The sequence below is a fragment of the Pseudomonas phoenicis genome (genome assembly GCF_047302395.1).
Lineage (GTDB): Bacteria > Pseudomonadota > Gammaproteobacteria > Pseudomonadales > Pseudomonadaceae > Aquipseudomonas.
In genome coordinates this window covers 3,367,849-3,394,004 of record NZ_CP154852.1, presented here as the reverse complement: position 1 = coordinate 3,394,004, position 26,156 = coordinate 3,367,849, and the positions used below count along the sequence as shown (strand labels likewise).

Here is a 26,156-nt window from a genome sequence, read left to right as displayed (position 1 = left end):
CTTCCTATATAGAGGCAACGACGGTGACACCACTTTTGATCACCCTGCTCATCGTAGCCGGGATCACGCTGCTGATCGTGATCGGCTATCTAAACAACGTGGTGGAGAGCAACAAGGTCGAAAAGGCGCGCACTAAAATGGAGCTCAGCGAACGGATCAAACGCTGCGAGACCCTCAACGAGACCTTTCCAGGCCAATTGATGAGCCCGGCCCTGAAGCTGCTGATGACCCGCCTGGAACTGAACGTCAACCAGCGCCTGCTGGCAGTCGAACGCAAAAGCCCACGGTTGCAGGCACGCATCGCCGAGCTCGAGGCGCTGATCGGCAAGGGCGAGGCGATCCCGGTGAACAACCCGCCCGCCCCGATCCTGACCGAAGCCAAGGCCAAGGATGTGCGTTTTCTGCTGGAGGTCCTGCACAACCAGGTGGTGCGCGCCACCGCCGAAGGTTTTTTGCAGAACGCCGAGGGCAAACAGTGGGTGAAAGAGGTTCACCACATTCTGGTGCTGCTGCATATCGAGTTCTTCAACAACCTAGGCCAACGCGCGCTGCAAAAGCAGCAACCGGGCCAGGCACGCTTGGCCTTCGAGCGTGGCGTGCAATATTTGAGCAAGCAGGCCGAACCCAAACTCTATGAAGAACAGCGTTTGTACCTGGAAAAGCTGCTGGCCCGTGCCGACGCCCAGGTGCTCGACCAGATGGAGCCTGCCGAAGACAGCGAAAACCAGCTGACCGAAGGGCTCAAGACTGACGACGAAGAGACCTGGAAGAAGAAGGCCATGTACGACTGACGCCGTCTTCGGTTTGGTCCGGCCTGGATGGGTCCGTCCTGGATGGGTCCGGCCTGGATGGGTCCGGCCTGGTTTGGCCCGGCGTGGTTTGGCCCGGCCTGCCTTCGTACCCAGGCCGAACGCTTGTCCTCAGCAGTCGCTCAAGGAAAGAAACACCGCCGCCAAACGCTCAAGCCCGATCTGATCCACTTGCGTGAAACGGCCGAGCTTCGGGCTGTCCAGATCCAGCACGCCGACCAATCTGCCTTCTTTGAGCAACGGAATCACCAATTCGCTGTTGGACGCGCTGTCGCAAGCGATATGCCCGGGAAAGGCATGCACGTCCTCGACTCGCTGAGTCTGCCGAGTCGCCGCCGCCGCACCGCACACGCCACGACCGAACGGAATGCGCACGCAGGCGACCTGGCCTTGGAAAGGACCAAGCACCAGTTCTTCGTCGCGATTGAGGTAGAAACCGGCCCAGTTCAGGTCTTCGACCTGATGGTAGAGAAACGCGGAAAACTGCGCGGCGTTGGCGATGAAGTCGCGCTCCTCGGCGAACAGCGCCTGGACTTGTGCGGCCAGCAGGTCGTAACCATCCAGACCCGCGCCCGACGCGTTGAGATCGATCATTCAGTGTTGCTCCAGTAATTGCAGCCCGACCCAGTAGCGGGCGAACTGGTAGGCACAGCGGCCATTGCGGTTGCCGCGGCCGGTGGCCCAACGCACGGCGAGGATGTCCAGGGCCCCGTCGCGCTGCCATTGCAGGCCGGTCGGGGCGGCCAACTGGCCGATCCAATGCTCGACCACAGCGAGGAAATGCTCCTGGGTGAAGGGATAGAACGATAGCCATAAGCCGAACCGGTCGGACAGGGCGATCTTGTCTTCCACCGCCTCGCTGGGGTGTAGCTCGCCGTCCACACGCTGCCAGTTCTCGTTGTCGCTGGCTTTTTCCGGCACCAGGTGGCGGCGATTCGAGGTGGCGTACAGCAGCACATTGTCCGGCGCCTGCTCCAGCGAGCCGTCGAGCACGCTCTTGAGCACCCGATAGTCGCCCTCCCCGGCCTCGAACGACAAGTCGTCGCAGAACAGGATGAAGCGCTGTGGCAATGCCTGCAGCTGCTCGACGATGCGTGGCAGGTCGGCCAGGTGGTCGCGCTCGATTTCGATCAGGCGCAGGCCGGCCTCGGCGTGTTCGGCCAACAAGGCGCGCACCAACGAAGATTTGCCGGTGCCGCGAGAACCCCAGAGCAAGGCATGGTTGGCAGGCAAGCCACTGATGAATTGCTGGGTGTTGCGTCCCAGTTGTTCGCGCTGTTTGTCGACACCGATCAGGTCGGACAGGCGCATGTCCAAGCTGACCTGCAATGGCAGCAGGTAGCCGCTGCGACCGTCGCGCTGCCAGCGCGCGGCCAGGGTGGCGGTCCAGTCGATGTGCGGGCGCACGGCGGGCAACAGCGGGTCGAGGCGCGCCAGTACCGATTCGGCGCGGTCGAGAAAAGCGTTCATGCGGGCGTCCATGACGACTCCTAAGGCAATGGGACTGGCGGGCGCAGGTCGAGCCTGACGCGCCCTGACGCGCAGGGATCACAGTCGCTGCGACGCTTGGGCTATGCTAGCGCGGCGTCACACGCAGATACCGGCTCGGGGCATATGGATATCAAGTTCACCAATCGCCTGTCGTACAAACAGGCTCGCCTCACCGTGCTGGTGGGTTTCGCGCTGGGAACCCTGCTCAGCGTCGTGCAGATCGGCATCGATTATGCCAGCGAAGACGCGGCCATCAACCGCGAACTGCACACCGTTCTGCAAATCAGCCATGACACCGCTTCGCGCATCGCCTACAACATCGACGCCGAACTCGGCGAAGAACTCACCGGCGGGCTGCTGCGCTCGCCGGCGATCATCCGCGCCCGGCTGATCGACAACAACGACACAGTGTTGGCCGACAGCCAGCGCCCGCGCGAGCAACGCCGCTGGCGCGGGCTGTCGGACTTTCTGTTCGGCGAACAGCGCCAGTTCCAGGACCGGCTGTTTCTCGCCCACATGCCGGACGAGTACCTGGGCACCCTTTACCTGGACATCGACACCTACGCCTTCAGCAGCCGTTTCATGGAGCGTGCGGGCCTGACCCTGCTGACCGGTTTCACCCGCAGCCTGCTGCTGACCGGGCTGCTGCTGGCCCTGTTCTACCTGATGCTGACCAAGCCCCTGGTGACGGTGATCGGTGCGCTGAGCAGCGGACGGCAAACGCGCCTGAATTGCCCCAGCGGGCACGAGCGCGACGAAATCGGCGTGCTGGTCAAGGTCGCCAACCAGCAGTTCGTCAGCATGGCCACCGAGATCGAGCAGCGGCGCACTGCGGAAAACCGCCTGACCCAATACCTCAACGAGCTCGAAGACACCGTGTCGGCCCGCACCCAGGCGCTCAAGGCCAGCAACGACCGCCTGAGCCAGATCAACCTGGAACTCGAAGACGCCCGCGGCCGCGCATTGGACATGGCCCAGGCGCGTGCGGCATTTCTGGCCAACATGAGCCATGAGATCCGCACGCCGCTCAATGGCCTGCTGGGCATGATCGGATTGGCCCTCGACAGCCCACTGGAGGCCGAGCAGCGCCAGCATCTGGCGATCGCCCATGACTCGGGCAAGGTGCTGGTGGGGTTGCTCAACGACATCCTCGACTTGTCCAAATTCGACGCGGGCCAACTGCAGCTCGAACGTATCGGCTTCGACGTGGCGGCCATGGCCGAAGACACCGCAAGCCTGCTGTCGCAAAACGCTGCGGCCAGTGTCGAGCTGACCTGCCTGATCGCGCCCGAGATGCCCTCGACGGTCCTGGGCGATCCGACGCGGGTGCGTCAGGTGCTCAGCAACTTGCTGTCCAACGCTCTCAAGTTCACGCGCTTCGGCCGCGTCGACGTGCGCCTGACGCCGATCGTGGGCGGCGTGCGGGTGCAGGTCCGCGATACCGGCATCGGCATTCCCGAAGAAGCCCAGGCGCGCATCTTCCAGCCCTTCGTCCAGGCAGGCGCCGGCATCACTCGCCAATACGGGGGTACCGGTTTGGGTCTGGCGCTGACGCGCAACCTGTGCAGCGCCATGCGCGGCCAGTTGCGCGTGCAGTCGCACGTCGGCTTCGGCAGCACGTTCAGCGCCGACCTGCCACTGCTGGGCAACGGCCGCCCCACGACGTGGCCAGCACTGTCCGGTCGGGTGCATGCCCTGAGCCAGGCGGGCAGTGGCCTGAGCGAACTGTTGCAGGTGCAGCTACCCGCCTGGGGGCTGGACTATCGGCGTCATGACGACGCGCAGAGCCTCGATGCAACCGCCATGGACCTGCTGATCACCGACGACCCCGAGGCACTGGAAGCGCTGCGCCTGAAGCTGCCGACACCGATTCTGCTGATCAGTGCCTACGGACGCTTCCTGTCTCTGGAGCAGATCCAGGCGTGGGCGCCGCTGCATCAACTGGGACGCCCGCTGGCGCGCAGAACCCTGCACGAGACCCTGCGTCGCGCCTTGCAGGGGGGGTTGGCGCAAGCCACGGCCGCAGGCCTTGCGCCGACCTGCGAAGCGCGAGGCGCGCGCATTCTGCTGGTCGAAGACAACCCGGTGAACCAATTGGTCGCCAAAGGCATGCTGGTCAAGCTCGGTTGCCAGGTACAGGTAGCGGCCAATGGCGTCGAGGCGCTCGAATGCCTGGACGCTCAGGGGTTCGACCTGGTGCTGATGGATTGCAACATGCCCGTGATGGATGGCTACGAAGCGGCCCGACGTATCCGCCAGCGCGCCGATGGCGGTCAGCTACCGGTGGTGGCATTGACCGCCAACGCCATGCCCGAAGAGCGCGAACGCTGCCGTGCCGCGGGCATGGACGACTACCTGGCCAAACCCTTTCGCCGCGAGCAGTTGCACGCATTGATCGAGCGCTGGCTGCCGCTCAGCGGCTGACCAGGCGGTCGATGTCGCGCTCCAGGGCGCGCGGCTTGGTGGTCGGCGCGTAACGGGTGACCTGGCCGCTGGCCGGGTCGACCAGAAACTTGGTGAAATTCCACTTGATGCGTTCGCTGCCCAACAGACCAGGCGCACGCTTCTTCAACTCGCTGAACAACGGGTGGGCCAGCTCGCCATTGACGTCGACCTTGCGGAACAGCGGGAAGCTGACGCCGAAGTTGCGCTCGCAAAACTGCGAAATGGCGAAGTTGTCACCCGGTTCCTGGTGGCCGAACTGGTTGCACGGAAAGCCCAGCACCACCAATCCGCGGTTCTGGTATTGCTGCCACAGGTGTTCGAGGCCCGCGTACTGCGGAGTGAAGCCGCACTGACTGGCCGTGTTGACCACCAGCAACGCTTTGCCAGCGTAGTCGCCCAAACGCTTGTGTTGCCCAGTCAGGGTCAGGCAGGAGATGTCGAAAAGTGCGTCGGCCATGATGGGCTCCGTTCAGTCGCGCGGCTTGAGGTCGAGACACACCGAGTTGATGCAGTAACGCAGGCCGGTCGGTTGTGGACCATCGGGGAAGACGTGGCCCAAGTGAGCGTCGCATCGGGCACAGGTGACCTCGGTGCGGATCATGCCGTGGCTGGTGTCGCGGATTTCGATCATCGCCGCGTCATCGATCGGCGCATAGAAACTGGGCCAGCCGCAGCCCGAATCGAACTTGGTGGTGGAATCGAACAGCGGCAGATCGCAGCAAATGCAGTGGTATACCCCTGCGCGATGCTCGTCGTTGTATTTGCCGGTGAACGGGCGCTCGGTGCCTTTCAAACGGCACACCTGGTACTGCGCCGGATCGAGCATCGCTCGCCACTCTTCAAGGGTTTTGTCGATCTTCTGCATAGCTACCTCGGCAAGCTTAATTTCACCGTGCGCCAGCTTTATTTATGGCGCCGGTGACACGTATATTAGTGGGCTTATCTCGCCAGCCAATCTGGCATGCGCCCTGCTCTTCTCAACCTTCGCAACGGCGGCGCGCAGCGATTTCTCAACCAGGACCACATCATGCAGTTCAGCAAATCGAACAAGCTCGCCAATGTCTGCTACGACATTCGCGGCCCCGTGCTCAAGCACGCCAAGCGCCTGGAAGAGGAAGGCCACCGCATCCTCAAGCTGAACATCGGCAACCCGGCGCCCTTCGGTTTCGAGGCGCCGGACGAAATTTTGCAGGACGTGATCCGCAACCTGCCAACGGCCCAGGGCTACAGCGATTCCAAAGGCCTGTTCAGCGCACGCAAGGCCGTGATGCAGTACTGCCAGCAAAAGCAGATCGAAGGCGTCGGCATCGAGGACATCTACCTGGGTAACGGTGTGTCCGAGCTGATCGTCATGTCCATGCAGGCACTGCTCAACAACGGCGATGAAGTGCTGATCCCGGCGCCCGACTATCCGTTGTGGACCGCGGCGGTGAGCCTGGCAGGCGGCAACCCCGTGCACTATTTGTGCGACGAGCAGGCCGATTGGTTCCCCGACCTGGACGACATCAAGTCCAAGATCACCTCGAACACCAAAGCCCTGGTGATCATCAACCCCAACAACCCCACGGGGGCGGTGTATTCGCGCGAGTTGCTGCTGGGCATGTTGGAGCTGGCGCGCCAGTATAATCTGGTGGTGTTCTCCGACGAGATCTACGACAAGATTCTCTACGACGAAGCCGTGCACATCAGCACCGCCGCCCTGGCGCCCGACCTGCTGTGCCTGACCTTCAACGGTCTGTCCAAGTCTTACCGGGTCGCGGGCTTCCGTTCCGGCTGGCTGATCATTTCCGGGCCCAAGCATCATGCGCAGAGCTACATAGAGGGCATCGACATGCTGGCCAACATGCGCCTGTGCGCCAACGTGCCGGCCCAACATGCGATCCAGACGGCGCTGGGCGGCTACCAGAGCATCAACGATCTGATTCTGCCGCCTGGCCGCTTGCTGGAGCAGCGCAACCGCACGTATGAACTGCTCAACGACATTCCGGGGGTCAGTTGCGTCAAGCCCATGGGTGCGCTGTACGCCTTCCCGCGCATCGATCCCAAGGTGTGCCCGATCTACAACGACGAACGCTTTGCCCTCGACCTGCTGTTGTCGGAAAAGCTGCTGATCGTTCAGGGCACGGCGTTCAACTGGCCGTGGCCGGACCACTTCCGCGTGGTGACGCTGCCGCGCGTGGACGATCTGGAGCAGGCCATTGGCCGTATCGGCAACTTCCTGCGCGGCTATTCCCAGTGAACGCGTTCGCGAGCAGGTAACCGGGCTGCCGTCCCGCGTGCCTATCGTCAGACACTGCGCGATACCTGGAAGGTGGCGTAGTGTCCGACGCTCCAGCCGGCATGCAGGCGCTCAGAAATCGTCTTGGATGGTTTTGAGTCATGCCTGCCAGGCTATTCGGATAAGACTGTCATCCGTTTCCTACACAGTTTGAAATAGTCCCCCGGTTGAATCCAGCCGGCGCCCGCCTTATATACCCCCGCAGTACGCAACTCTTTCCTCTGTCAGGAGAACGTGACAACCATGATGCGCATTTTGCTGTTTGTAGCCACCAACCTCGCGGTGGTGCTGGTTGCAAGCATTACCCTGAGCCTGTTCGGCTTCGATGGGTTCATGGCCGCCAATGGGGTCGACCTCGACCTGGGCAGCCTGCTGGTCTTCTGCGCGGTGTTCGGTTTCGCAGGCTCGCTCGTATCGCTGTTCATCTCCAAATGGATGGCGAAGATGAGCACAGGTACGCAGATCATCACCCAGCCGCGCACGCGCCACGAGCAATGGCTGCTGCAAACCGTCGAAGAGCTGTCGCGCGAGGCCGGCATCAAAATGCCGGAAGTCGGCATCTTCCCCGCCTACGAAGCCAACGCCTTCGCCACCGGCTGGAACCGCAACGATGCACTGGTCGCGGTATCCCAAGGCCTGCTGGAGCGCTTCTCGCCAGACGAAGTGCGCGCCGTGCTGGCCCACGAGATCGGCCACGTGGCCAATGGCGACATGGTCACCCTGGCCTTGGTGCAAGGCGTGGTGAACACCTTCGTGATGTTCTTCGCACGCATCATCGGCAATTTCGTCGACAAGGTGATCTTCAAGAACGAAGAAGGTCGCGGCATCGCCTACTACGTAGCGACGATCGTCGCCGAACTGGTGCTGGGCATCCTGGCCAGCATGATCGTCATGTGGTTCTCGCGCCGTCGTGAGTACCGTGCCGACGAAGCTGGCGCACGATTGGCCGGTACCGGCGCGATGATCAACGCTCTGCAACGCCTGCGCTCGGAACAAGGCATGCCCGTGCACATGCCCGACACCCTCAAGGCGTTCGGCATCAATGGCGGCCTCAAGCAGGGCCTGGCCGGCCTGCTGATGAGCCACCCGCCCCTGGAAGACCGTATCGACGCCTTGCGTCAGCGCGGCTGAACCCTGGAAGAGCAATGGACAAGGGCGGCTTCGGTCGCCCTTTTCGCATGTTCGAAGCCTTCAGCGCGCCAACCGGTACACCCGCTCCAACAGTGTACCCACCCCTGCCGCTACGAACCGCGGGCTCTCCTGGACGATCTCGCACTGCTCCAATGCATCGACCTGCCAACCTGCGAAACCTTCGCGCACCTCGTGTTCGAGCACGCAAAACGGCGGGCCTGCGATCAGCGCCTGGTCATATTCCAAGGTGATCAACAAGCCCTGCGCAGCTTGAGGCAGCACCCGCTGCAGATGCGCCAGATAGCGCTGGCGCATGGCCGGCGGCAAGGCGATCAACCCCGCGCGGTCGTAGAACGCTGCACAGCCAGCCAGATCGACGGGCGTCAGATCAAACGCATCGCCGCACCAGACTTGCAGTTGCTCGACGCGCCACACTTCGAACGCGCCGCGCTTTTCGACCCCAGGCGTCAGTTTGCTGGCTTCGAAGAATGCCGCCACGGCCTCACGCGACAGCTCGACCCCCAGCACCCGATGCCCCTGCTCGGCCAGCCAGAGCAAGTCGAGGCTCTTGCCGCACAACGGCACCAGCACCTGGCTGCCACCGGCCAAGCCCAGACGCGGCCAATGGCGACGCAGATAGGCATTGACCTCGGCCTGATGAAAACCAATCTGCTGCGCTGCCCACCGTTGATGCCAGAACGACGGTTCCATGGTGCCTCCCGCTGTATGAATGAACCTGTGAGCTTAACCCCAAGCAGTCTTGTCCTCTGCGACGCTTCGTCTACCCCACGCATCGGGCAAAAAAAATCCCCGGCACAGGCCGGGGATTTTCACGTTACGACGACGACAAGATCAATCCTCGCGGTAGCGACGCAGCTTCAGTTGCTTGCCGGCCACGCGGGTGTCCTTGAGTTTGGACAGCAGACGCTCCAGGCCTTCTTCGGGCAACTCGACCAGGCTAAAGCTGTCGCGCACCTGGATGCGGCCAATGGCGTCACGGGCCAGGCCACCTTCGTTGAGGATCGCGCCCAAGAGGTTTTTGGCGGCGATGCCGTCACGGGCACCCAGGGCGGTACGGCAACGCACGCGGCCTTCGGCCAATGGCATCGGCGCACGGCGCTCGCGGTCGCCAGCGCTGCGCTCGCTGCGTTCACCGCTGCGCTCGGTACGCTCGCGTGGCGCACCGGTCGGTACCAGCGGTTGCTCGCGCTCGACCGATGCCAGGTTCAACGCCTGACCATTGGTGGCCTTGCGCAGCAGCGCCGAGGCCAGTGCACGCGGGCTGCAGCCCAGGTCGGCGGTCAGACGGTCGAGCAACTCGCCGTGGCTGGCTTCGGACTCGGCCACCAGCGGTGCCAGGCTTGCGGTCAGCTTCTTGATGCGCGCATCGAGCACCGCCTGTGGGCCTGGCAGACGGGCTTCGGTCACCTTCTGCCCGGTCACGCGCTCGATCAGTTGCAGCATGCGTCGCTCGCGCGGCGTCACCAGCAGCAGCGCACGGCCTTCGCGACCGGCACGGCCGGTGCGGCCGATACGGTGCACGTAGGATTCTGGGTCGTACGGCATGTCGACGTTGAACACGTGGGTGATGCGCGGTACGTCCAGGCCACGGGCAGCGACGTCGGTGGCGACGACGATGTCCAGGCGGCCATCCTTGAGCGAGTCGATCACGCGCTCACGCTGGTTCTGAGCGATGTCGCCGTTCAGCGCAGCGGCCTTGTAACCTTTGGCTTCCAGGGCGGAGGCGAGGTCCAGGGTGGCTTGCTTGGTGCGCACGAAGGCGATCAGCGCGTCGAACTCTTCGACCTCCAACAGGCGCAGCACGGCCGGAATCTTCTGGTCGGCATGGACCATCAGGTGCGACTGCTCGATGGCGGTGACGGTCTGGGTCTTGCTCTGGATCTTGACGTGTTTCGGATCACGCAGGTGACGTTCGGCGATCGAGCGGATCGACGACGGCAGGGTGGCCGAGAACAGGACGGTCTGACGGGTTTCGGGAATGGCGTCGAAGATGACTTCCAAGTCATCCATGAAGCCGAGTTTGAGCATCTCGTCGGCTTCGTCCAGCACCAGGAACTTGACGGTGGACAGGACTTTCTCGTCGCGACGCAGGTGGTCGCACAGACGACCTGGGGTGGCGACGACGATTTGCGCGCCATTGCGGATGGCTTTGAGTTGTGGGCCCATCGGGGCACCGCCGTAAACGGCGACCACGTTCACGCCGGGCATCTGCTTGGCGTAGGTCTCGAAAGCCGTGGCGACTTGCAGCGCCAACTCACGGGTTGGCGCAAGGATCAGGGCTTGCGGTTCGCGCTTGCTCACATCGATGCGGTTGAGGACCGGCAGCGCGAAGGCTGCGGTCTTGCCGGTACCCGTCTGCGCCTGGCCGATCATGTCGTGACCGGCGAGGATGATCGGGATCGACTGCTGCTGAATGGCGGACGGCTCTTCATAGCCGGTAGCCACTACTGCGGCAACGATGTTCGGATTGAGATCGAGAGCGGCGAATCCGCCGGTTTCCTGGGTCATGGGTCTGCCTCTAGAGTGCATCCGCAAAGACCCATGCTCCAAAGCTGCACATGCCTTGAAAGACCGTGAGGTCACCCAGGCAGCTTTGGCGGCGGGGATTTGCGAAGACGATTGAAAAAGGAACGTGTGAGAGGGTCCGCCTAGCGGACGTACAGCCGAAGCTGGACTCGGAGGATTTGCACCACCTGATTCGCGGTCCGCTAAAAGACCGGCGCGTACTATACCCGAATCGTGCCGGAACCGTGAGGAAAATTTTCGCCCCCAATGCAGCGCTCGGGCGCCGGGCGCCGAAGGCTGAATCGTTTGGGCCAAAGCAGAGAGCGCTGCCGTTCGGGCCTGTCCGCGCCACTCGAGCGATGCGCGCTTCGAGCGCCACCGCCGGGCCGCTCTCGTTGACCATCGCGGCTGCCCGTTCACGCCCAGCCCCTTCGGACTTGCTACCTGTCGGCAAGAGGATTCAAGTAGCGGGACGGATATCGCGGATCAGCGCTTCCAGGCGATAGCCCAGGCGCGGTGCCAGAGCCTCGGCGCGGGCACGCAGCTCGTCGAAATCCAGTTGCTGGTCGAGATCGGCCGGCACCAGCAAGATGACGTTGCCTTCGTTGACCGGCAGTTCCCAGTAGTGCCGGTGATACAAGCCGCGGAGCAAAGCCGCGCCCAAGGGCTTGCCATCGTCGGCAGCCCATTGGTTGATCACCAGCCAACCGCCTGGGTTGAGTTGCCGCTGGCAGTCTTCCAGAAAACGCCAGGCCAGGTGCCCCACGCCCGGGCCATGGTCGGTGTAGAGGTCGACGAACAACAGGTCGGCCTTTTCGGCAGTGGGCAATAGCTCCAAGGCGTCACCGATGCGCACGTAGAGCCTCGGGTCGTCGTCCAGGCCAAGGTACTCCATGGCCAGGCGCGGCACGTCGGGCCGCAGCTCGATGGCCTCGACGTCTTCGAGCGGCAGGAATTTCAGGCAGGCCTGGGTCAGGGTGCCGGCGCCAAGCCCCAGAAACAGCGCGGAGTCCGGCTGCGGGTGGCACAGCGCGCCGATCAGCATGGCGCGGGTGTAGTCGTACTCCAGCCAGCTCGGATCGCGGGTGAAGGTGCAACTCTGCTCGATGGCGTCGCCGAACTCGAGAAAACGATAGTCGTCGACTTCGTACACGCTGATGACACCGTAGGCGTCCTCGACCCTGGCCAGCAGCCGCTCATTACGCTCGGTGGTCATGCAAGCTCCTGCTCGTGCGCGCAAAACCGCCATTCTCCGTCAACGCCGCCACTGCAACAAGCGCGTGCCCAACTGCTAGGATGGCGCCCTGCCCCTCCACCCTTATGTCGAGTCCGTGATGAGCCAACCCTGGAGCCCCGAAAGCTGGCGTGCCTTGCCGATCCAGCAGCAACCGACCTACCCCGACGCTGCGCACCTGGCCAAAGTCGAGCAGCGCCTGGCCAGCTACCCGCCACTGGTGTTCGCTGGCGAGGCGCGCGAGCTGCGCCGTCAGTTCGCCGAAGTCACCGAAGGCCGTGCTTTTCTGCTGCAAGGGGGCGATTGCGCGGAAAGCTTCGCCGAGTTCAGCGCCGCGAAGATCCGCGACACCTTCAAGGTACTGCTGCAGATGGCCATCGTCATGACCTTCGCCGCGGGCTGCCCGGTGGTGAAAGTGGGGCGCATGGCCGGTCAGTTCGCCAAGCCGCGCTCGACCAACGACGAAACCATCGGCCAGGTCACGCTGCCCGCCTACCGTGGCGACATCGTCAACGGTATCGGTTTCGACCCGTCCAGCCGTGTGCCCGACCCCGAGCGCCTGCTGCAGGCCTACCACCAGTCCACGGCCAGCCTCAACCTGCTGCGCGCCTTCGCCCAGGGCGGCTTTGCCGACCTGCACCAAGTGCACAAGTGGAACCTGGACTTCATCGCCAATTCGGCCTTGGCCACCAAGTACCACCAGCTCGCCGACCGCATCGACGAAACCCTGGCCTTCATGCGCGCGTGCGGCCTGGACAGCGCTCCGCAATTGCGCGAGACCAGCTTCTTCACCGCCCACGAGGCGCTGCTGCTGAACTACGAGCAAGCCTTCGTACGCCAGGACAGCCTGACCGGCGACCATTACGACTGCTCGGCGCACATGCTGTGGATCGGCGACCGCACCCGCCAACTGGACGGAGCCCATGTGGAGTTCCTGCGCGGCGTGCACAACCCGATCGGGGTGAAGGTCGGCCCGAGCATGAACCCGGACGAGCTGATTCGCCTGATCGACATCCTCAACCCGAGCAACGACCCAGGCCGCCTCAACCTGATCGCGCGCATGGGCGCGGGCAAGGTCGCCGATCACCTGCCGGGGCTGCTCCGTCGCGTCGAGGGCGAAGGACGCAAGGTGCTGTGGAGCTGCGACCCGATGCATGGCAACACGATCAAGGCCAGCAGCGGTTACAAGACCCGCGACTTTGCGCAGATCCTCGATGAGGTCAAGCAGTTCTTCCAGGCTCACCAGGCCGAAGGCAGCCATGCCGGCGGTATCCACATCGAGATGACCGGGCAGAACGTCACCGAATGCATCGGCGGCGCACGGCCGGTGACCGAGGATGCGTTGTCGGACCGCTACCACACCCACTGCGACCCAAGGCTGAACGCCGATCAGTCGCTGGAGCTGGCGTTTCTCATTGCCCAGACATTGAAGGACGTGCGCCGCTGAGGCCGATCGGTGGCGGTTGCTGACGCCGGACGGCCATTACCGGGCGATGCGCCGTCCCTTTCCCACACCGGGCGTTCAGACTTCCAGCGCCAGCAACACCGCACAGATCAACAGGAAACCGCAAAACAACCCGCGCAACACGTTTTCCGGCAAGGCATGGGCCAGCTTCACGCCCCAACTGATGCTCAACAGGCCGCCGACCGCCAGCGGCACAGCCACGGCCCAGGCCACGCTGTCGTGAAGCGCGTAGGTCACCAGCGTTACGAAGGTGCTGGGCGCGGCCAGCGACAGCGACAGCCCCTGGGCCACCACCTGGGTGGTGCCGAACACACCGGTGAGGATCGGCGTGGCCACGACCGCACCACCCACCCCGAACAGCCCACCCATGGCGCCGGCGAAACTGCCCAGTACGCCTAGCCATGGCCAGCCATGACGCAGCGTGGCGCTGGCCGGCGCCACAGGCATGAACAGGCGCAAGAGGTTCCACAGCATCAAGGCCAGCAGGAACCCGACGAAACCCAGGCGCATGGTCTGGGCATCGACGCCGACCGCCCACATCGAGCCGAGCCAGGCGAACAGGAAACTGCACACCGCCAATGGCAGCGCGTGGCGCAGTTCGATGCGGTTACGTTGGTGGTAACGCCACAAGGCCAGCAGCACATTGGGCACCACCATCACCAGCGCGGTGCCCTGCGCCACCTGCTGGTCCAGGCCGAACAGCACGCCCAGCGCCGGAATGGCGATCAGCCCACCGCCGATGCCGAACAACCCGCCCACGGTACCGAGCGCGGCACCCAACAGCAGATACACCAACCCTTCGACCATCGTTTCATTCACCTCATCGACCGAGTGGGCATGCTAACAGTCTGAGTCGTCTGAGAAACGTTTCGTAACACCGCACTGCTCGCCAAGTCGCCGGAATTCGCTGGAAAACAGCGTCACCCCTCCCCTGCAGCGGGTTTATCGCGCCGACCATGCATTTGAAACGAACCTTCGCAACATCCCATGGCTCGAAATTGCAATAGCCGCTTGAGTCTGGTGCCGCGCTAACAATTGGCCCTGCGTAATGAGCTGCGAGGGTTACCAGCGGCTGAACATCCGTTGGATATTTCGTACATCTCGACTTAAAGGACTTGCATGAACGCCGATACCAAAGCGCGCCGAGATGAGTTGCTATTGGACAATCAGGTCTGCTTCGCCCTGCACTCGACCTCGCTGATGATGACCAAAGTGTACAAGCCGCTGCTGCACAAGCTCGGCCTGACCTATCCTCAGTACCTGGCCATGCTCGTGCTATGGGAACAGGACGGGCTGACGGTAGGCGAGATCAGCCATCGCCTGCTGACCGACCCAGGCTCGTTGACGCCATTGCTCAAACGCTTGGAAAGCGAAGGACTGCTCAAACGCACCCGTAGTCGCGACGACGAACGCGTGGTGATCGTGGGGTTGACCGACAAGGGACGTGCCTTGCGCCGCGACGCGCAATCCATGCCGCAGTCGATCACGCAAGCGAGCGGTCGCACCGCTGAACGCTTGCAGGCGTTACAGGCCGAACTGGTGGAAATTCGTGCGAGCCTGCAACAGAAATTGTGAGGGGGCGTTGGCAAAGAAAATTGGGCAAGACCCTGATCTTGTTCATTTGAGCTATTAGGGCCGCCCTGCGGCCCATCGCGGCTGAAGCCGCTCCTACAGATTGCGTCCTCTGTGGGAGCGGCTTCAGCCGCGATGGGCCGCAGGGCGGCCCTAGTAGTATGAGCTCAGCTCAGCCAAAGGATTGAGGCCATAGCCGAGCTTTCGCGCGGTGCAAACCGCCTTACTTCTTGGCGCGGCCTTTGTAGGAACCGTCGCGGGTATCGATTTCGATCAGTTCGTCGATCTCGATGAAATCGGCAACCGACAGCTCGGTACCGTTGGCCAGCTTGGCAGGCTTCATGACCTTGCCCGAAGTGTCACCACGAGCGGAACCTTCGGTGTAGGCCACTTTACGCACGATGGTGGTCGGCAGTTCGACCGACACCAGACGGTCTTCGAAGAACACGGCTTCGCAGATGTCTTCCATGCCTTCTTCGATGTAGGGCAGAACGGCTTCGATGTCCTCGGCGTTCAGCTCGTACATGGTGTAGTCGGTGGTGTCCATGAAGGTGTAGGAGTCGCCGCTGATGAACGACAGGGTCGCTTCTTTGCGATCCAGGATCACATCGTCCAGCTTGTCGTCGGCACCGTAGACGGTTTCGGTCTTGTAGCCGGTCAGCAGGTTCTTCAGTTTGGTCTTCATGATCGCGCTGTTGCGACCCGACTTGGTGAACTCGGCTTTCTGTACCAGCCACGGGTCGTTGTCGATCCGCAGAACGGTGCCGGGTTTCAGTTCTTTACCAGTTTTCATTACGTCGTATCCGAATCGGGGGGGATTTATAAAAATCGAGGCGGCGTATCATAGCCAATTTCGATAAAACTGTACTAGCGCTGTGGCGAGGTCTGGCCGAACGGCGTGCTCGCCACGCCAGCGTTCGGCGTGTTCGCTCAGTGCTCGCCAGTGGAGTTGTACGGCCTGCCAAGCCTGCGCCATGTCCTGATCCATGTTCCAGGCGCGCCATAATTGACCCAGCGCTGCGCTCGCTTCAGCCGTCAGCCCCTCGCAGTAACGCTGCAGGAAAGCCTCGAGCTTTTCCCAATGGGCATTCTCCTCCTGCACGTAGATGTGCCACAGCAACAGGCCTCCTGCCCATTGCGCCCGCACGAACGAGTCTTCGCCACGTACCGCGTTGAATTCGCAACACCACAGCAGGCGGTCGTAATCATCCTGACTGACGAACGGCAGCACCTGAACGGTCAAGGCGCCGCGCTGGCGGGTATCGCCGACGGTCAGTTCCGGCTCACCCAACCAGGCCCGCACATCGGCCAGGATTCGCCCTTCGGGCACCAGAACATGGCAAGGCTGCGCATCTGCGGCCATGGCGTCGAACCAGGCACCCAGTTGCGCATTCTCGTAGGCGAACAGCGACATCAGCCGCGCACCCGCGCAGGGCCGCACCCCGAGCCCTTGCAGAAACCGTTCCCGCCCCCGCGGATCGGCCACGAACGCTGCGCGGCGCGCTAGCAGCGAGCCTTCGCGCAGCAGCCCGCCGGTGCGCTCGGTGAAGCCTGGAAAAAAGAACCAACGGCGCAGCCCACCAGCCTGTGGCGACATCAAGCCATGGCAGCCGTCGACCCAGTCTTCGGCGCTCAGGTACTCCAGATTCAGCCATAAGACAGGCTCGACCCGCATGCGCAAGGCCTCGACATAAGGCTCCGGCAGACTGCAACCGAACGCACCGATCACCACGACGCCCGGCTCCACCCCGATCCAGGGCGAGGCCCAGTGCAGAACCTGTACGCCTTGTTGGTACTGCTGTGGAGCCTGAGGATCGGCCGCAGGGCACAGGCGTGCGAAAGCGGACAAGTCGTCGACCCATAAACGCACATGCAGATCGTGTTCGTGGGCCAACTGTCGGGCCAGGCGCCAGGTCACGCCGATGTCCCCATAGTTGTCGACGACCGTACAGAAAATGTCCCAGGTGGGCTTCACATCCACTCCATCGAGCGCGGGAAAACCACGGATTTTGCGGGCAAACCGGCAAGTGCGGAAGCGCGGCGCTGAAAATTACCCAACCCGCATGCGACAATGCCCACTCCTTGCGCCCCGACCGGAGCTCCGCATGTCCCGTAACGCGCCCAGCGTCACCCTTTCCCCCATGCAGTTCATCCTGTGCCTGGCGCTCGGACTGTGGCTCGGCGCGCTGGCCATCGCCGCGACGGCCTGGCTGGCCTTGCAGCTCTGGCCGCAGCCCCTGCCGCCGCTGGTGCAGGCTGCGCAGCGGCCCGCCACTGCGCCTGCCGCAGCGCCCGTCGATGCGCAGCAGGCGATGTTCGAGCGCTATCAACAGAACCTACAGCGCCAACAGGCTCCGAGCGCTCGGGAGCGGGCCGCTGAGCCACGCAATCTCAACGATCCAAAATGCCAGTTCTGGCTGCAACAGGATCGCACTGCCTCCACCGCCAACAGCCAGGCCCACGTCACGGAATTCTGCAACTAGCCATGCACAAGCCCACCCTGCTCGCCCAGATCATCGCCGCGCTCGAAGCGGACGCCGAAGTGCTGCGCCTGGCCGCGCAAACCGCTTACGAGACGGCCACGGCAGAAGAAAACGTCGCCGAGAACAAATACGACACCCTGGGCCTGGAAGCCTCGTACCTGGCTACCGGCCAGGCTCGACGCACCGCAGAAATCCGTCAGGCGTTGCTGACCTATCGGCGATTGCAACTGCGCGGCCACGACCCGCAACGCGGCATACAGGTCAGTAACCTGGTCGTGCTGGAAACGCCGCAGGGCGGTCGTCGCCACCTGTTCCTCGGACCCGATGCGGCCGGCCTGAAGCTGGAGCATGACCATGAGCAGGTGACGGTGATCACGCCTCGTTCGCCGCTGGGGCAACAATTGCTGGGCAAGGGTCTCGACGACGAAGTGACGTTGGGTACACAGACCCTGTTCGTAGTCGAGGTGACTTGAATGCTGTCCGAACGTGATGTACGCCACACTCGACAGCCCTCCCATTTCCAACTTGTACGAGAACCGCGATGACCACGCCGACGCTCAGCCGCGCCCTGACCCTGCTGATGGCCGCTGCCGTCGGCCTGGCCGTGGCCAGCAACTATTACGCCCAGCCATTGCTGCACAGCATCGCCGAACGGTTCGGGCTGAGCATGGTGAGCGCCGGCAGCATCGTGGTGACGGCCCAGCTCAGCTATGGCGCAGGCCTGCTGCTATTGGCACCCCTGGGTGACTTGTTCGAACAACGCAGATTGGTCGTCAGCATGATGCTGATCGCCACGGCGGGCCTGATCGTCAGCGCCTGTGCTCCGAGCCTGCCCTGGCTGATCGTCGGTACCGCCCTGACGGGGCTGTTTTCCGTAGTGGCGCAAGTGCTGGTGCCGATGGGCGCCGCCTTGAGCGATCCGGCGCAGCGCGGGCGTACCGTAGGCACGTTGATGGGCGGCCTGCTGCTGGGCATTCTGCTGGCCCGCACGGCGGCTGGCCTGAGCGCCGAGCTGGGCGGCTGGCGCAGCATCTACGTGCTGGCTGCGGTGCTGATGGCGATCACCACGCTGGCGCTGTACCGCAGCCTGCCGCGCCATCATCGACCTGCCGGGCTCAGCTATCCTGCGCTGATCGGCTCGGTGTTCCGTCTGTTCGTCGAAGAGCCAGTGCTGCGTGTGCGCTCTCTGCTGGGCATGCTGGCGTTCTGCACCTTTGCGTTGTTCTGGACGCCATTGGCCTTCCTCCTTGCCCGCGAGCCCTACCACTTCTCCGATGCGACCATCGGCCTGTTCGGCCTGGCCGGCGCAGCCGGTGCGCTGGCGGCGAACTGGGCGGGCCGTCTGGCCGACCGCGGTCAAAGCGCGCGAGGCATGGCCGTCGGCTTACTGACACTGTTGCTGTCGTGGATTCCCCTGAGCTTCGCCGAATCCTCGCTGGTCGCTCTGATCCTCGGTGTGCTGGCACTCGACCTGGCGGTGCAGCTGGTGCACGTGTGCAACCAGAATGCGGTGATCGCCTTGCGCCCGGAAGCCCGCACCCGCCTGAACGCCGGCTACATCACCTGCTATTTCCTCGGCGGCGCGTTCGGCTCGCTGCTGGGCACGCAGTTGTTCCAGTGGGGTGGCTGGGACGCGATCGTCGTAGCCGGCTTGGTGGTCGGCGTGCTGGCCCTGCTGGTGTGGTGGCGGGGCGAGCGCCGAGTGCGTTGAACCTGTGGGAGCGGCCGGTTCGGCGCTCCTACAAGGCACACAGTCTTGTGGTGCGCTGGTGATGAGTCAGTGGGAGCGGCTTTGAACTGGCCTAATGATTTTGGACACCTTCATCGGGCGCTATGATGGCGCCCAACTGGAGGCAAAATCAGTGCGTAAATCTTATTCAAGAGAATACAAAGTCCAAGCTGCCGAAATGGTGCTGGACGGTGGTCAGTCAGTCCCCGAAGTCTGCGCGGCCCTTGGGCTTGGGCCCACGGCGTTGCGTCGTTGGGTTGAGCAGGTGCGCGAAGAGCGAGCCGGCAAGGTTCCAGTTGGAGCCAAAGCGATCACCCCCGAGCAGCAACGAATTGAAGAACTCGAAGCGTTGGTTCGGCAAAAAGATCGGGATATCGAAATCCTAAAAAAGGCCAGTGCTCTTCTGCTTCGGGACTCCAAAGATCGTTTTCGCTGATCAACGAGCTGAGTGAGCAATATCCTGTTATCGACTGCTGCCGCGTGCTTGGGGTCAAGCGCAGCAGCTTCTACGCGTGGCGCAAACGGCAAGGGCGTGAAAATCCGGCCAGAGATGCTCTGCGCCTGCTTGCAGTCAAGCATTTCAACGCGTCGCGAGGTGCCTCTGGTTCACGAACGCTGGTGCAGGAATTACGCCGTGAAGGACACGAGGTGGGGCGATACAAGGTGCGCACACTAATGCGCGAAGCTGGCCTGAAGTGTAAACAACGCAGGCCGCACCGGTATCGGTCATCCGGGGCAGAAGCATTGATCGCGCAGAATCAGCTGAAGCGCAATTTCAAGGTTTCGACGATCAATGAGGTTTGGTGTGGCGATGTGACCTACATCCAGGTTGGCAGGCGCTGGTTGTACCTGGCCGCTGTGATTGACCTCTATGCCCGTCGAGTGGTGGGTTGGGCGTTCTCGATGATCGCCGATGCCAATTTGGCTTGTAATGCTCTGCGCATGGCTGCCGAATCGCGCGGTAGGCCGGCGGGTGTGATGTTTCACTCAGATCAGGGCTGTCAGTACACCAGCCATAAATTCAGAGCCGCACTCGATGAGTACAACTTGAACCAGAGCATGAGCCATCGGGGCCAATGCTGGGATAACGCCGCTATGGAACGATTCTTCGGCGCATTGAAATCAGAATGGATGCCAGCAGGTGGTTACGAGACCGAATCTCAGGCACGAGTGGATATCCAAGCCTATCTCATGCGCTACAACCTCAAGCGCCTCCACAGCTACAACGGCTATGAAACACCGGTAGCCATGGAGGAAAAGCTCAAGATAGCGGCATGAACCTTAACCGGTGTCCAAAATTACTTGACCAGTTCACTTCAGCCGCGATGGGCCGCGAAGCGGACCCAAACCAAGCGCCGCGCAGTTTCTGAAGGAACAGTGTCAGGGCCATCGGGGACCGCCGCACCTGATCGATTGACCGAGCAGCAGGATCAGCCCGATTTCAGCGGTCGTTATGACCCAGATCGCGCTCGGGATCGATCACGTCACGCAGACGCTGCTTGAGCACTTTGGCCTCGGGAAAGCCGCCATCTGCCCTGCGCTCCCACAACTGCGTACCGTCGCAGGTAATGACGAACACCCCACCCGTGCCCGGACACAGCGTCACGCCGCCCAGCTCGTCGGCGAACGTGCTGAGCAGCTCTTGCGCCAGCCAGGCTGCGCGCAGCAGCCATTGGCACTGGGTGCAGTAGGTGATGACAATATCCGGCTTGTTCGACGACATGGGCAAGGCCTCGTTGGCAGGATACGGCGGCTCGTCCGGGCCGCCGGAAACGGACGGACGCGCTCAGGAGCGTTCGAGGTTATCGAGAATCTTGGCATGCACACGCATGCACAACTCCAGCTCGGCCTCGTCGACCCCGCTGAACAACTCGACGCGCAGAGCATTGGCAATGGTCTCGATCTGCTCGATCAGAGGCTTGGCGGGTGGGCACAGCGCGATCTTCTTGGCTCGACGGTCCTCGACCACGGCCTGCCGGCGTACCAGCCCCTGGGCTTCCAGGCTGTCGAGCAAACGCGCCAATGTCGGACCCTCGACCCCTACGCTCTGGGCCAGTTCGCGCTGGGTAGGCGCCTCGTCGAAGCGAGCCAGGTGCAGCAGTACCAGCCAACGGGCTTGCGACAGGTTCAACCCGGCCAGACGCCGGTCCAGCTCCGCACGCCAGCCCCGCGACATCTGTGCCAGCTGCATGCCGAAGCGGTGTTGGTTATCGTTCAGAGGCATAAAAGAAGAATTCCATAGAACAGTTCGTTAGAGATGCATCATGCCTTGACACTAGCCACGATGCCAATGCGCCAAAGTCGATAACGGCCTGACGCTAAAGCTCGAACTCGGCCGCCAGGGCCGCGCGCACGCAATACAACACGCCCTCGGCCACCCGTCCTTCAAACTGCGCCGCTATCGTCGCCACCGGGGGCAGCTCGCCTTCGCCGTCGAGGAAGGCATCCTGAATCTCCGACATGAGCTCCTCGGGCAAGTCGAGCGCTTGATCGAGGCTCAACGCTTGGCTGCCCAGGGCTTCGGCCAGCAGGCTGTAGACGTTCTTCTCGCTGCACTGCAATTGACCGGCGATCTGCGAAGGCGTCATGCCGGCGCGGGCCAGGCTGACCAACTCGTGACGCAAGTCGGCCACCACTGGCGCCGCCGAGGGCGCTTCGCCCGCGTTGAGCACTTCGAGGAAAGCCTGGCCATAGCGCTCGAGCTTGCGCGCGCCGACACCACTGACCTGACCCATCTCATGCAAGCTGGTAGGTTGACTGCGCAGCATTTCCAGCAACGTGGAATCGGGGAAGATGACATAGGGCGGCACGCTGTGCTCCTCGGCCAGCTTGCGGCGCAAGGTGCGCAATGCTTCCCACAGCTCGCGCTCCTCACCCCGCACTAATTGGCTGGCAGGGCTGCCACCCGAGCTCTTGGCGACCGTCTGCGGCTTGAGGTCGCGGCGCAGCTCGAGGCTCACCTCACCTTTGAGCAGCGGGCGGCATGTGTCGGACAGGCGCAGCCCGCCGTAGCCTTCCAGGTCGATGTCAACCAGGCCGCGCGCCACCAACTGGCGGAACAACGAACGCCACTGGGCCTCGTCGCGCCCTTTGCCCACGCCGAAGACCGACAGCCGCTCGTGGCCGAAGTTACGTACCTTTTCGGTATCTTTGCCCAATAACACGTCGATCAAATGCCCCACGCCATAGCGCTGACCGGTGCGATACACCGTCGACAGCGCCTGGCGCGCCGCCTCGGTGGCGTCCCAGGTCTGCACGTTGTCGACGCAGTTGTCGCAGTGCCCGCAAGGCTGCTCCAGGATTTCGTCGAAATAGGCCAGCAGCGCCTGGCGACGGCAACGGGTTTCCTCGCACAAAGCCAGCATGGCGTCGAGTTTGTGCTGCTCGACACGCTTGTGGCGCTCGTCGCCTTCGGAGTTCTGCAACATCTGCTTGAGCATGACCATGTCTTGCAGCCCATAGGCCATCCAGGCGTCGGCCGGCAGACCGTCGCGTCCGGCACGGCCGGTTTCCTGGTAGTAGGCCTCGAGGGATTTGGGCAGGTCGAGGTGGGCGACGAAGCGCACGTTGGGCTTATCGATGCCCATGCCGAAGGCGATGGTGGCGACCATGATCAGCCCTTCCTCGTTGAGGAAGCGCTTCTGGTTGGCCGCGCGGGTCTCGGCGGGCAGGCCGGCGTGGTAGGCCAGTGCCGGGAAACCCTGGTCGCATAGATAGGCTGCGGTTTCGTCGACCTTCTTGCGCGACAGGCAATAGACGATCCCGGCGTTGCCGCGGCGCTCGTTGAGGAACGCCATGAGCTGCTTGCGCGGCGACTCCTTGGGCACGATGCGGTAGAAGATGTTCGGCCGGTCGAAGCTCGACAGGAAGCGCTCGGCGCCATACAGGTGCAGGCGCTGGACGATCTCTTCGCGGGTGCGCATGTCGGCGGTGGCGGTCAGCGCGATGCGCGGCACATGGGGAAACAGCTCGGCGAGCTGGCCCAGTTGCAGGTACTCGGGGCGGAAGTCGTGCCCCCATTGCGACACGCAGTGCGCTTCGTCGATGGCGAACAGCGACACGTCGAGGCCACGCAGAAAGTCCAGCATGCGCTGCTGCACCAGCCGCTCGGGCGCCAGGTACAGCATCTTCAGTTCGCCACGGCGCAGTTGGCCGGCCAGCTCGCGTTGCTGGTCGGTGCTCAGGGTGGAGTTGAGCGCCGCCGCCGCCACACCCAGCTCGTTGAGGGTGGCGACCTGGTCGTCCATCAGCGCGATCAGCGGCGACACCACCACCGTCAAGCCGGGGCGCAACAGCCCCGGGACCTGAAAGCACAGTGACTTGCCGCCGCCCGTGGGCATCAGCACCAGCGCATCGCCGCCATTGGCCACGCACTCGATGATCGCCGCCTGGCGACCCCGGAAGCTGTCGTAGCCGAAGATGTCCTTGAGGACGCGCTGAGCCTGTTCGAGCATGTGCCACTCCATAAATCGTCGTACCGTTCGGCCGATAGGCTGGACGATAATCCCGCCCCGCACACCCGCGAATGCGTAAGCGGCTTTTGCCTGGCAGCCCGAAACGCTGACCCCGGCATGAAAAACGGCAGATTATACCTCAGCCGACCCGATGCCAGGGGCGCCGGTGACGGACGTCTTCCTTTGCCTCGCATGTGTTGCAAGGTGCTAGAATCGCCCAACGTTTATTTCTTTCAGGTAATTTCTCCAATGTCCCTCGCCGAGCAACTCACCCGCCTGCAGGCCTTCCTCGATGCCGATGAGCTGCACGAGGAAGCCCTGGACTACGTCGCCGCCCACGGCTTCCTGACCGCCCTGTCGATCAGCACCGAAGACGTGCCGGAGCGCGAATGGATCGATGCCCTGTTCGCCGAGCCGCCGCAGTACGCCAGCGAAGCCCAGCACGTCGAGGTGGAAACCACGCTCGTCGCGCTCAAGCACCACATCGCCCGCGTGCTCGCCAGCGAAGAGGATTTCGAGCTGCCCTGCGACCTCGACCTGGGTGACGACCCGGACGACTCGGAGCTGCGCGGCTGGTGCATCGGCTTCATGGAAGGCGTGTTCCTGCGCGAAGAGGCCTGGTTCGAGAACGCCGAAGAGGAAGTCAGCGAAATGCTCCTGCCGATCATGGTCGGTTCGGGGCTGTTCGACGAACAACCCGAGTTCGCCGACATCGCCAGCAACGCCAACCTGCAGGACGACATGATCGTGCAGATCCCGGAGGCGCTCACCGCGCTGTTCCTGCTGCTGCACGCGCCCGACGAAAAGCCGGCGCTGCTCAAGCCCCGCCACCACTGATCGCAGCATGCGTTACCTGCTGCTGGCCATCGGCTGGCTCAGCGTCGCGCTAGGCGTGGTGGGCATCTTTCTGCCGGTGCTGCCCACCACGCCCTTCCTGCTGTTGGCCGCTGCGTGCTTCGCGCGCAGCTCGCCACGTTTCCACCATTGGCTGATTCACCACCGCCACCTGGGGCCGTGGATTCGCGACTACCTCGGCGGCCAGGGCATTCCGCTGCGCGGCAAGGTCTGGGCCATCGGCCTGATGTGGACCAGCATTCTGTTCTCCTGCTATCTCGTGCCGCTGTTCTGGGCACGTGCCTTCATGCTCGCCAGCGCGGTGGGCGTCAGCCTGTACATCCTCAGGCAGAAGACCCTGCGCACACCCAGCCGTTAAGCGCTATCAGCCAGAACGATCACTCGGTATTTGCAAGCTTGGAACAAGCTTGCCCGACACTGGATCGCACGCTATCAAAGGAAATCTGTCCATCACAGACACTGGCCTGCGCCCACTGCTGTTCATTTGAGCGACTAGGGCCGCTTTGCGGCCCATCGCGGCTAAAGCCGCTCCTACAGGGTTGTGTCTCTGCAGGAACGGTCGGCTCGGCGTTCCGATTAGCCGCGATGGGTCGCAAAGCAGCCCCAATGAGCACCGTTTACGGCTTGACCGACCGGCATTGGGCCTAACGCCAGCTCTTTACTAGCGAACGAGGACCTTCCATGACCCAGAGCAACCGCCGTTTCCTGCTGAGCAAACGCCCTTCCGGCGCCGTCCAGCGTGACGACTTCACGTTCGAGCAGACGCCTGTCCAAGCACCTGCCGACGGCCAGGTCCAGGTCAAGAACCTCTACCTCTCGCTCGACCCCGCGATGCGCGGCTGGATGAACGAAGGCAAGTCGTACATTCCACCCGTAGGCCTGGGTGAGGTGATGCGTGCCCTGGGCGTCGGTGAAGTGATCGCCTCGAACCACCCGGACTACAAGCCCGGCGACCATGTCGGCGGCGCGCTCGGCGTGCAGGACTACTTCACCGGCAAACCCGAAGGCCTGCAAAAGATCGACCCGAACCTGGCGCCCCTCCCCCGCTACCTGTCCGCCCTGGGCATGACCGGCATGACCGCCTACTTCGCCCTGCTGGAAGTCGGCCAGCCCAAGGCCGGGGACACCGTAGTGATTTCCGGCGCCGCCGGTGCGGTGGGCAGCATTGCCGGACAGATCGCCAAAACCAAGGGCTGCCGCGTGGTCGGCATCGCCGGTGGCACGCAGAAGTGCCAGTACCTCAAGGACGAACTGGGCTTCGACGGCACCATCGACTACAAAGCCGAGGACGTGCTCGAAGGCCTCAAGCGCGAGTGCCCGAAAGGTGTGGACGTGTATTTCGACAACGTTGGCGGCGACATCCTCGACGCCGTGCTGTCGCGCATCAACTTCAAAGCCCGGATCGTCATCTGCGGCGCCATCAGCCAGTACAACAACAAAGAGGCGGTCAAAGGCCCGTCCAACTATCTGGCGCTGCTGGTCAATCGCGCACGCATGGAAGGTTTCATCGTGTTCGACCACATGCAGGACTACGGCAAGGCTGCCAAGGAAATGGCCGGCTGGCTGGACAGCGGAGAAGTGAAGAGCAAGGAAGACGTGGTGGAGGGGCTGGAGACCTTCCCCGAAACCCTGCTGAAGCTGTTCAGCGGCGAGAACTTCGGCAAGCTGGTGCTGAAGGTCTGAG

General features: G+C 63.1%; 26 protein-coding genes and 1 pseudogene. 14 read left to right on the top strand and 13 right to left on the bottom strand.

Annotated features, from left to right (window positions below; genetic code table 11):
• The first annotated feature begins 23 nt into the window (after positions 1-23).
• Positions 24-791: a hypothetical protein gene (locus AA0Z93_RS15260; protein ID WP_413048078.1), complete on the top strand. Its 768-nt coding sequence runs from the start codon at positions 24-26 to the stop codon at positions 789-791.
• Between the two features lie 129 nt (positions 792-920).
• On the opposite strand, the gene AA0Z93_RS15255 is transcribed toward AA0Z93_RS15260, so the two are convergent.
• Together AA0Z93_RS15255 and AA0Z93_RS15250 are read right to left on the bottom strand one after the other, a co-directional pair.
• The gene (locus AA0Z93_RS15255; RefSeq protein ID WP_413048079.1) at positions 921-1,403 is read right to left on the bottom strand and encodes a GAF domain-containing protein; all 483 of its coding nucleotides are present in this window, start codon (positions 1,401-1,403) and stop codon (positions 921-923) included.
• Positions 1,404-2,291, bottom strand: coding sequence for an ATP-binding protein (locus AA0Z93_RS15250; RefSeq protein ID WP_413048080.1), 888 nt, complete (start codon positions 2,289-2,291; stop codon positions 1,404-1,406).
• 132 nt (positions 2,292-2,423) lie between these two features.
• Between AA0Z93_RS15250 and AA0Z93_RS15245 the strand changes: the two genes are divergently transcribed.
• Entirely contained in the window at positions 2,424-4,724 is a 2,301-nt protein-coding gene (locus AA0Z93_RS15245; RefSeq protein ID WP_413048081.1) for a response regulator, read from the top strand.
• Here the strand turns inward: AA0Z93_RS15245 and AA0Z93_RS15240 are convergent.
• Together AA0Z93_RS15240 and msrB are read right to left on the bottom strand one after the other, a co-directional pair.
• Positions 4,714-5,202, bottom strand: coding sequence for a glutathione peroxidase (locus AA0Z93_RS15240; protein ID WP_413048082.1), 489 nt, complete (start codon positions 5,200-5,202; stop codon positions 4,714-4,716). The two genes, AA0Z93_RS15245 and AA0Z93_RS15240, sit on opposite strands and share 11 nt — an antisense overlap.
• A gap of 12 nt (positions 5,203-5,214) precedes the next feature.
• On the bottom strand, positions 5,215-5,610 hold the full coding sequence (gene msrB / locus AA0Z93_RS15235) for a peptide-methionine (R)-S-oxide reductase MsrB (RefSeq protein ID WP_413048083.1): 396 nt from the start codon (positions 5,608-5,610) through the stop codon (positions 5,215-5,217).
• 162 nt (positions 5,611-5,772) lie between these two features.
• On the opposite strand from msrB, the gene AA0Z93_RS15230 reads away from it, so the two are divergent.
• Both AA0Z93_RS15230 and htpX read left to right on the top strand, forming a co-directional pair.
• Positions 5,773-6,984 carry a pyridoxal phosphate-dependent aminotransferase gene (locus tag AA0Z93_RS15230; protein ID WP_413048084.1) on the top strand — a complete coding sequence of 404 codons (1,212 nt, stop codon included), beginning with the start codon at positions 5,773-5,775 and terminating at the stop codon, positions 6,982-6,984.
• Between the two features lie 282 nt (positions 6,985-7,266).
• On the top strand, positions 7,267-8,154 hold the full coding sequence (gene htpX, locus AA0Z93_RS15225; RefSeq protein ID WP_296268797.1) for a protease HtpX: 888 nt from the start codon (positions 7,267-7,269) through the stop codon (positions 8,152-8,154).
• A gap of 60 nt (positions 8,155-8,214) precedes the next feature.
• Here htpX and AA0Z93_RS15220 read toward each other — a convergent pair whose 3' ends face one another.
• The 3 genes and pseudogenes from AA0Z93_RS15220 to AA0Z93_RS15210 form a co-directional block, all read right to left on the bottom strand.
• Positions 8,215-8,865 carry a thiopurine S-methyltransferase gene (locus AA0Z93_RS15220; RefSeq protein WP_413048085.1) on the bottom strand — a complete coding sequence of 217 codons (651 nt, stop codon included), beginning with the start codon at positions 8,863-8,865 and terminating at the stop codon, positions 8,215-8,217.
• A 141-nt stretch (positions 8,866-9,006) separates the two neighbouring features.
• A pseudogene (locus AA0Z93_RS15215) lies at positions 9,007-10,718 on the bottom strand (DEAD/DEAH box helicase).
• Positions 10,719-11,140: 422 nt separating this feature from the next.
• Positions 11,141-11,896, bottom strand: coding sequence for a spermidine synthase (locus AA0Z93_RS15210; protein ID WP_413048086.1), 756 nt, complete (start codon positions 11,894-11,896; stop codon positions 11,141-11,143).
• Positions 11,897-12,014: 118 nt separating this feature from the next.
• Here AA0Z93_RS15210 and AA0Z93_RS15205 point away from each other — a divergent pair, with 118 nt between their 5' ends.
• Positions 12,015-13,361, top strand: a complete 1,347-nt coding sequence (locus tag AA0Z93_RS15205) for a class II 3-deoxy-7-phosphoheptulonate synthase (RefSeq protein WP_413048087.1) — start codon at positions 12,015-12,017, stop codon at positions 13,359-13,361.
• A gap of 75 nt (positions 13,362-13,436) precedes the next feature.
• On the opposite strand, the gene AA0Z93_RS15200 is transcribed toward AA0Z93_RS15205, so the two are convergent.
• Positions 13,437-14,186 carry a sulfite exporter TauE/SafE family protein gene (locus tag AA0Z93_RS15200; protein ID WP_413048088.1) on the bottom strand — a complete coding sequence of 250 codons (750 nt, stop codon included), beginning with the start codon at positions 14,184-14,186 and terminating at the stop codon, positions 13,437-13,439.
• Positions 14,187-14,498: 312 nt separating this feature from the next.
• Here AA0Z93_RS15200 and AA0Z93_RS15195 point away from each other — a divergent pair, with 312 nt between their 5' ends.
• Complete coding sequence (locus AA0Z93_RS15195; protein ID WP_413048089.1) at positions 14,499-14,954, top strand: MarR family winged helix-turn-helix transcriptional regulator; 456 nt, start codon at positions 14,499-14,501, stop codon at positions 14,952-14,954.
• A gap of 220 nt (positions 14,955-15,174) precedes the next feature.
• Here the strand turns inward: AA0Z93_RS15195 and efp are convergent, their stop codons facing one another.
• Entirely contained in the window at positions 15,175-15,744 is a 570-nt protein-coding gene (gene efp, locus AA0Z93_RS15190; RefSeq protein WP_296268802.1) for an elongation factor P, read from the bottom strand.
• A gap of 48 nt (positions 15,745-15,792) precedes the next feature.
• On the bottom strand, positions 15,793-16,926 hold the full coding sequence (gene earP / locus AA0Z93_RS15185) for an elongation factor P maturation arginine rhamnosyltransferase EarP (protein WP_413048090.1): 1,134 nt from the start codon (positions 16,924-16,926) through the stop codon (positions 15,793-15,795).
• A 130-nt stretch (positions 16,927-17,056) separates the two neighbouring features.
• Between earP and AA0Z93_RS15180 the strand changes: the two genes are divergently transcribed.
• The 5 genes from AA0Z93_RS15180 to AA0Z93_RS15160 all read left to right on the top strand — a co-directional run bounded on the left by AA0Z93_RS15180 (position 17,057) and on the right by AA0Z93_RS15160 (position 20,441).
• Positions 17,057-17,434, top strand: a complete 378-nt coding sequence (locus tag AA0Z93_RS15180; RefSeq protein ID WP_413048091.1) for a hypothetical protein — start codon at positions 17,057-17,059, stop codon at positions 17,432-17,434.
• A gap of 2 nt (positions 17,435-17,436) precedes the next feature.
• Positions 17,437-17,907 (top strand): transcription elongation factor GreAB, encoded by a 471-nt coding sequence (locus AA0Z93_RS15175; protein WP_413048092.1) that lies wholly within the window; start codon positions 17,437-17,439, stop codon positions 17,905-17,907.
• A gap of 68 nt (positions 17,908-17,975) precedes the next feature.
• Positions 17,976-19,145, top strand: coding sequence for an MFS transporter (locus tag AA0Z93_RS15170; RefSeq protein ID WP_413048093.1), 1,170 nt, complete (start codon positions 17,976-17,978; stop codon positions 19,143-19,145).
• 94 nt (positions 19,146-19,239) lie between these two features.
• Positions 19,240-19,599 carry a transposase gene (locus AA0Z93_RS15165; RefSeq protein WP_413046095.1) on the top strand — a complete coding sequence of 120 codons (360 nt, stop codon included), beginning with the start codon at positions 19,240-19,242 and terminating at the stop codon, positions 19,597-19,599.
• Positions 19,596-20,441, top strand: a complete 846-nt coding sequence (locus tag AA0Z93_RS15160) for an IS3 family transposase (protein ID WP_413048345.1) — start codon at positions 19,596-19,598, stop codon at positions 20,439-20,441. The genes AA0Z93_RS15165 and AA0Z93_RS15160 overlap by 4 nt, the downstream gene beginning before the upstream one ends.
• 163 nt (positions 20,442-20,604) lie before the next feature.
• Here the strand turns inward: AA0Z93_RS15160 and AA0Z93_RS15155 are convergent, their stop codons facing one another.
• The 3 genes from AA0Z93_RS15155 to recQ all read right to left on the bottom strand — a co-directional run bounded on the left by AA0Z93_RS15155 (position 20,605) and on the right by recQ (position 23,617).
• On the bottom strand, positions 20,605-20,886 hold the full coding sequence (locus tag AA0Z93_RS15155; RefSeq protein WP_413048095.1) for a SelT/SelW/SelH family protein: 282 nt from the start codon (positions 20,884-20,886) through the stop codon (positions 20,605-20,607).
• Between the two features lie 63 nt (positions 20,887-20,949).
• A complete protein-coding gene (locus tag AA0Z93_RS15150) occupies positions 20,950-21,387 on the bottom strand; it encodes a MarR family transcriptional regulator (protein ID WP_296268808.1) in 438 nt (145 codons plus the stop codon).
• A gap of 94 nt (positions 21,388-21,481) precedes the next feature.
• A complete protein-coding gene (gene recQ / locus AA0Z93_RS15145) occupies positions 21,482-23,617 on the bottom strand; it encodes a DNA helicase RecQ (RefSeq protein WP_413048096.1) in 2,136 nt (711 codons plus the stop codon).
• 249 nt (positions 23,618-23,866) lie between these two features.
• Here recQ and AA0Z93_RS15140 point away from each other — a divergent pair, with 249 nt between their 5' ends.
• The 3 genes from AA0Z93_RS15140 (at position 23,867) to AA0Z93_RS15130 (ending at position 26,155) form a co-directional block, all read left to right on the top strand.
• A complete protein-coding gene (locus AA0Z93_RS15140; RefSeq protein ID WP_413048097.1) occupies positions 23,867-24,454 on the top strand; it encodes a UPF0149 family protein in 588 nt (195 codons plus the stop codon).
• A 7-nt stretch (positions 24,455-24,461) separates the two neighbouring features.
• The gene (locus AA0Z93_RS15135; RefSeq protein WP_413048098.1) at positions 24,462-24,830 is read left to right on the top strand and encodes a YbaN family protein; all 369 of its coding nucleotides are present in this window, start codon (positions 24,462-24,464) and stop codon (positions 24,828-24,830) included.
• Positions 24,831-25,153: 323 nt separating this feature from the next.
• Positions 25,154-26,155, top strand: coding sequence for an NADP-dependent oxidoreductase (locus tag AA0Z93_RS15130; RefSeq protein ID WP_413048099.1), 1,002 nt, complete (start codon positions 25,154-25,156; stop codon positions 26,153-26,155).
• The last annotated feature ends 1 nt before the right edge of the window (position 26,156 follow it).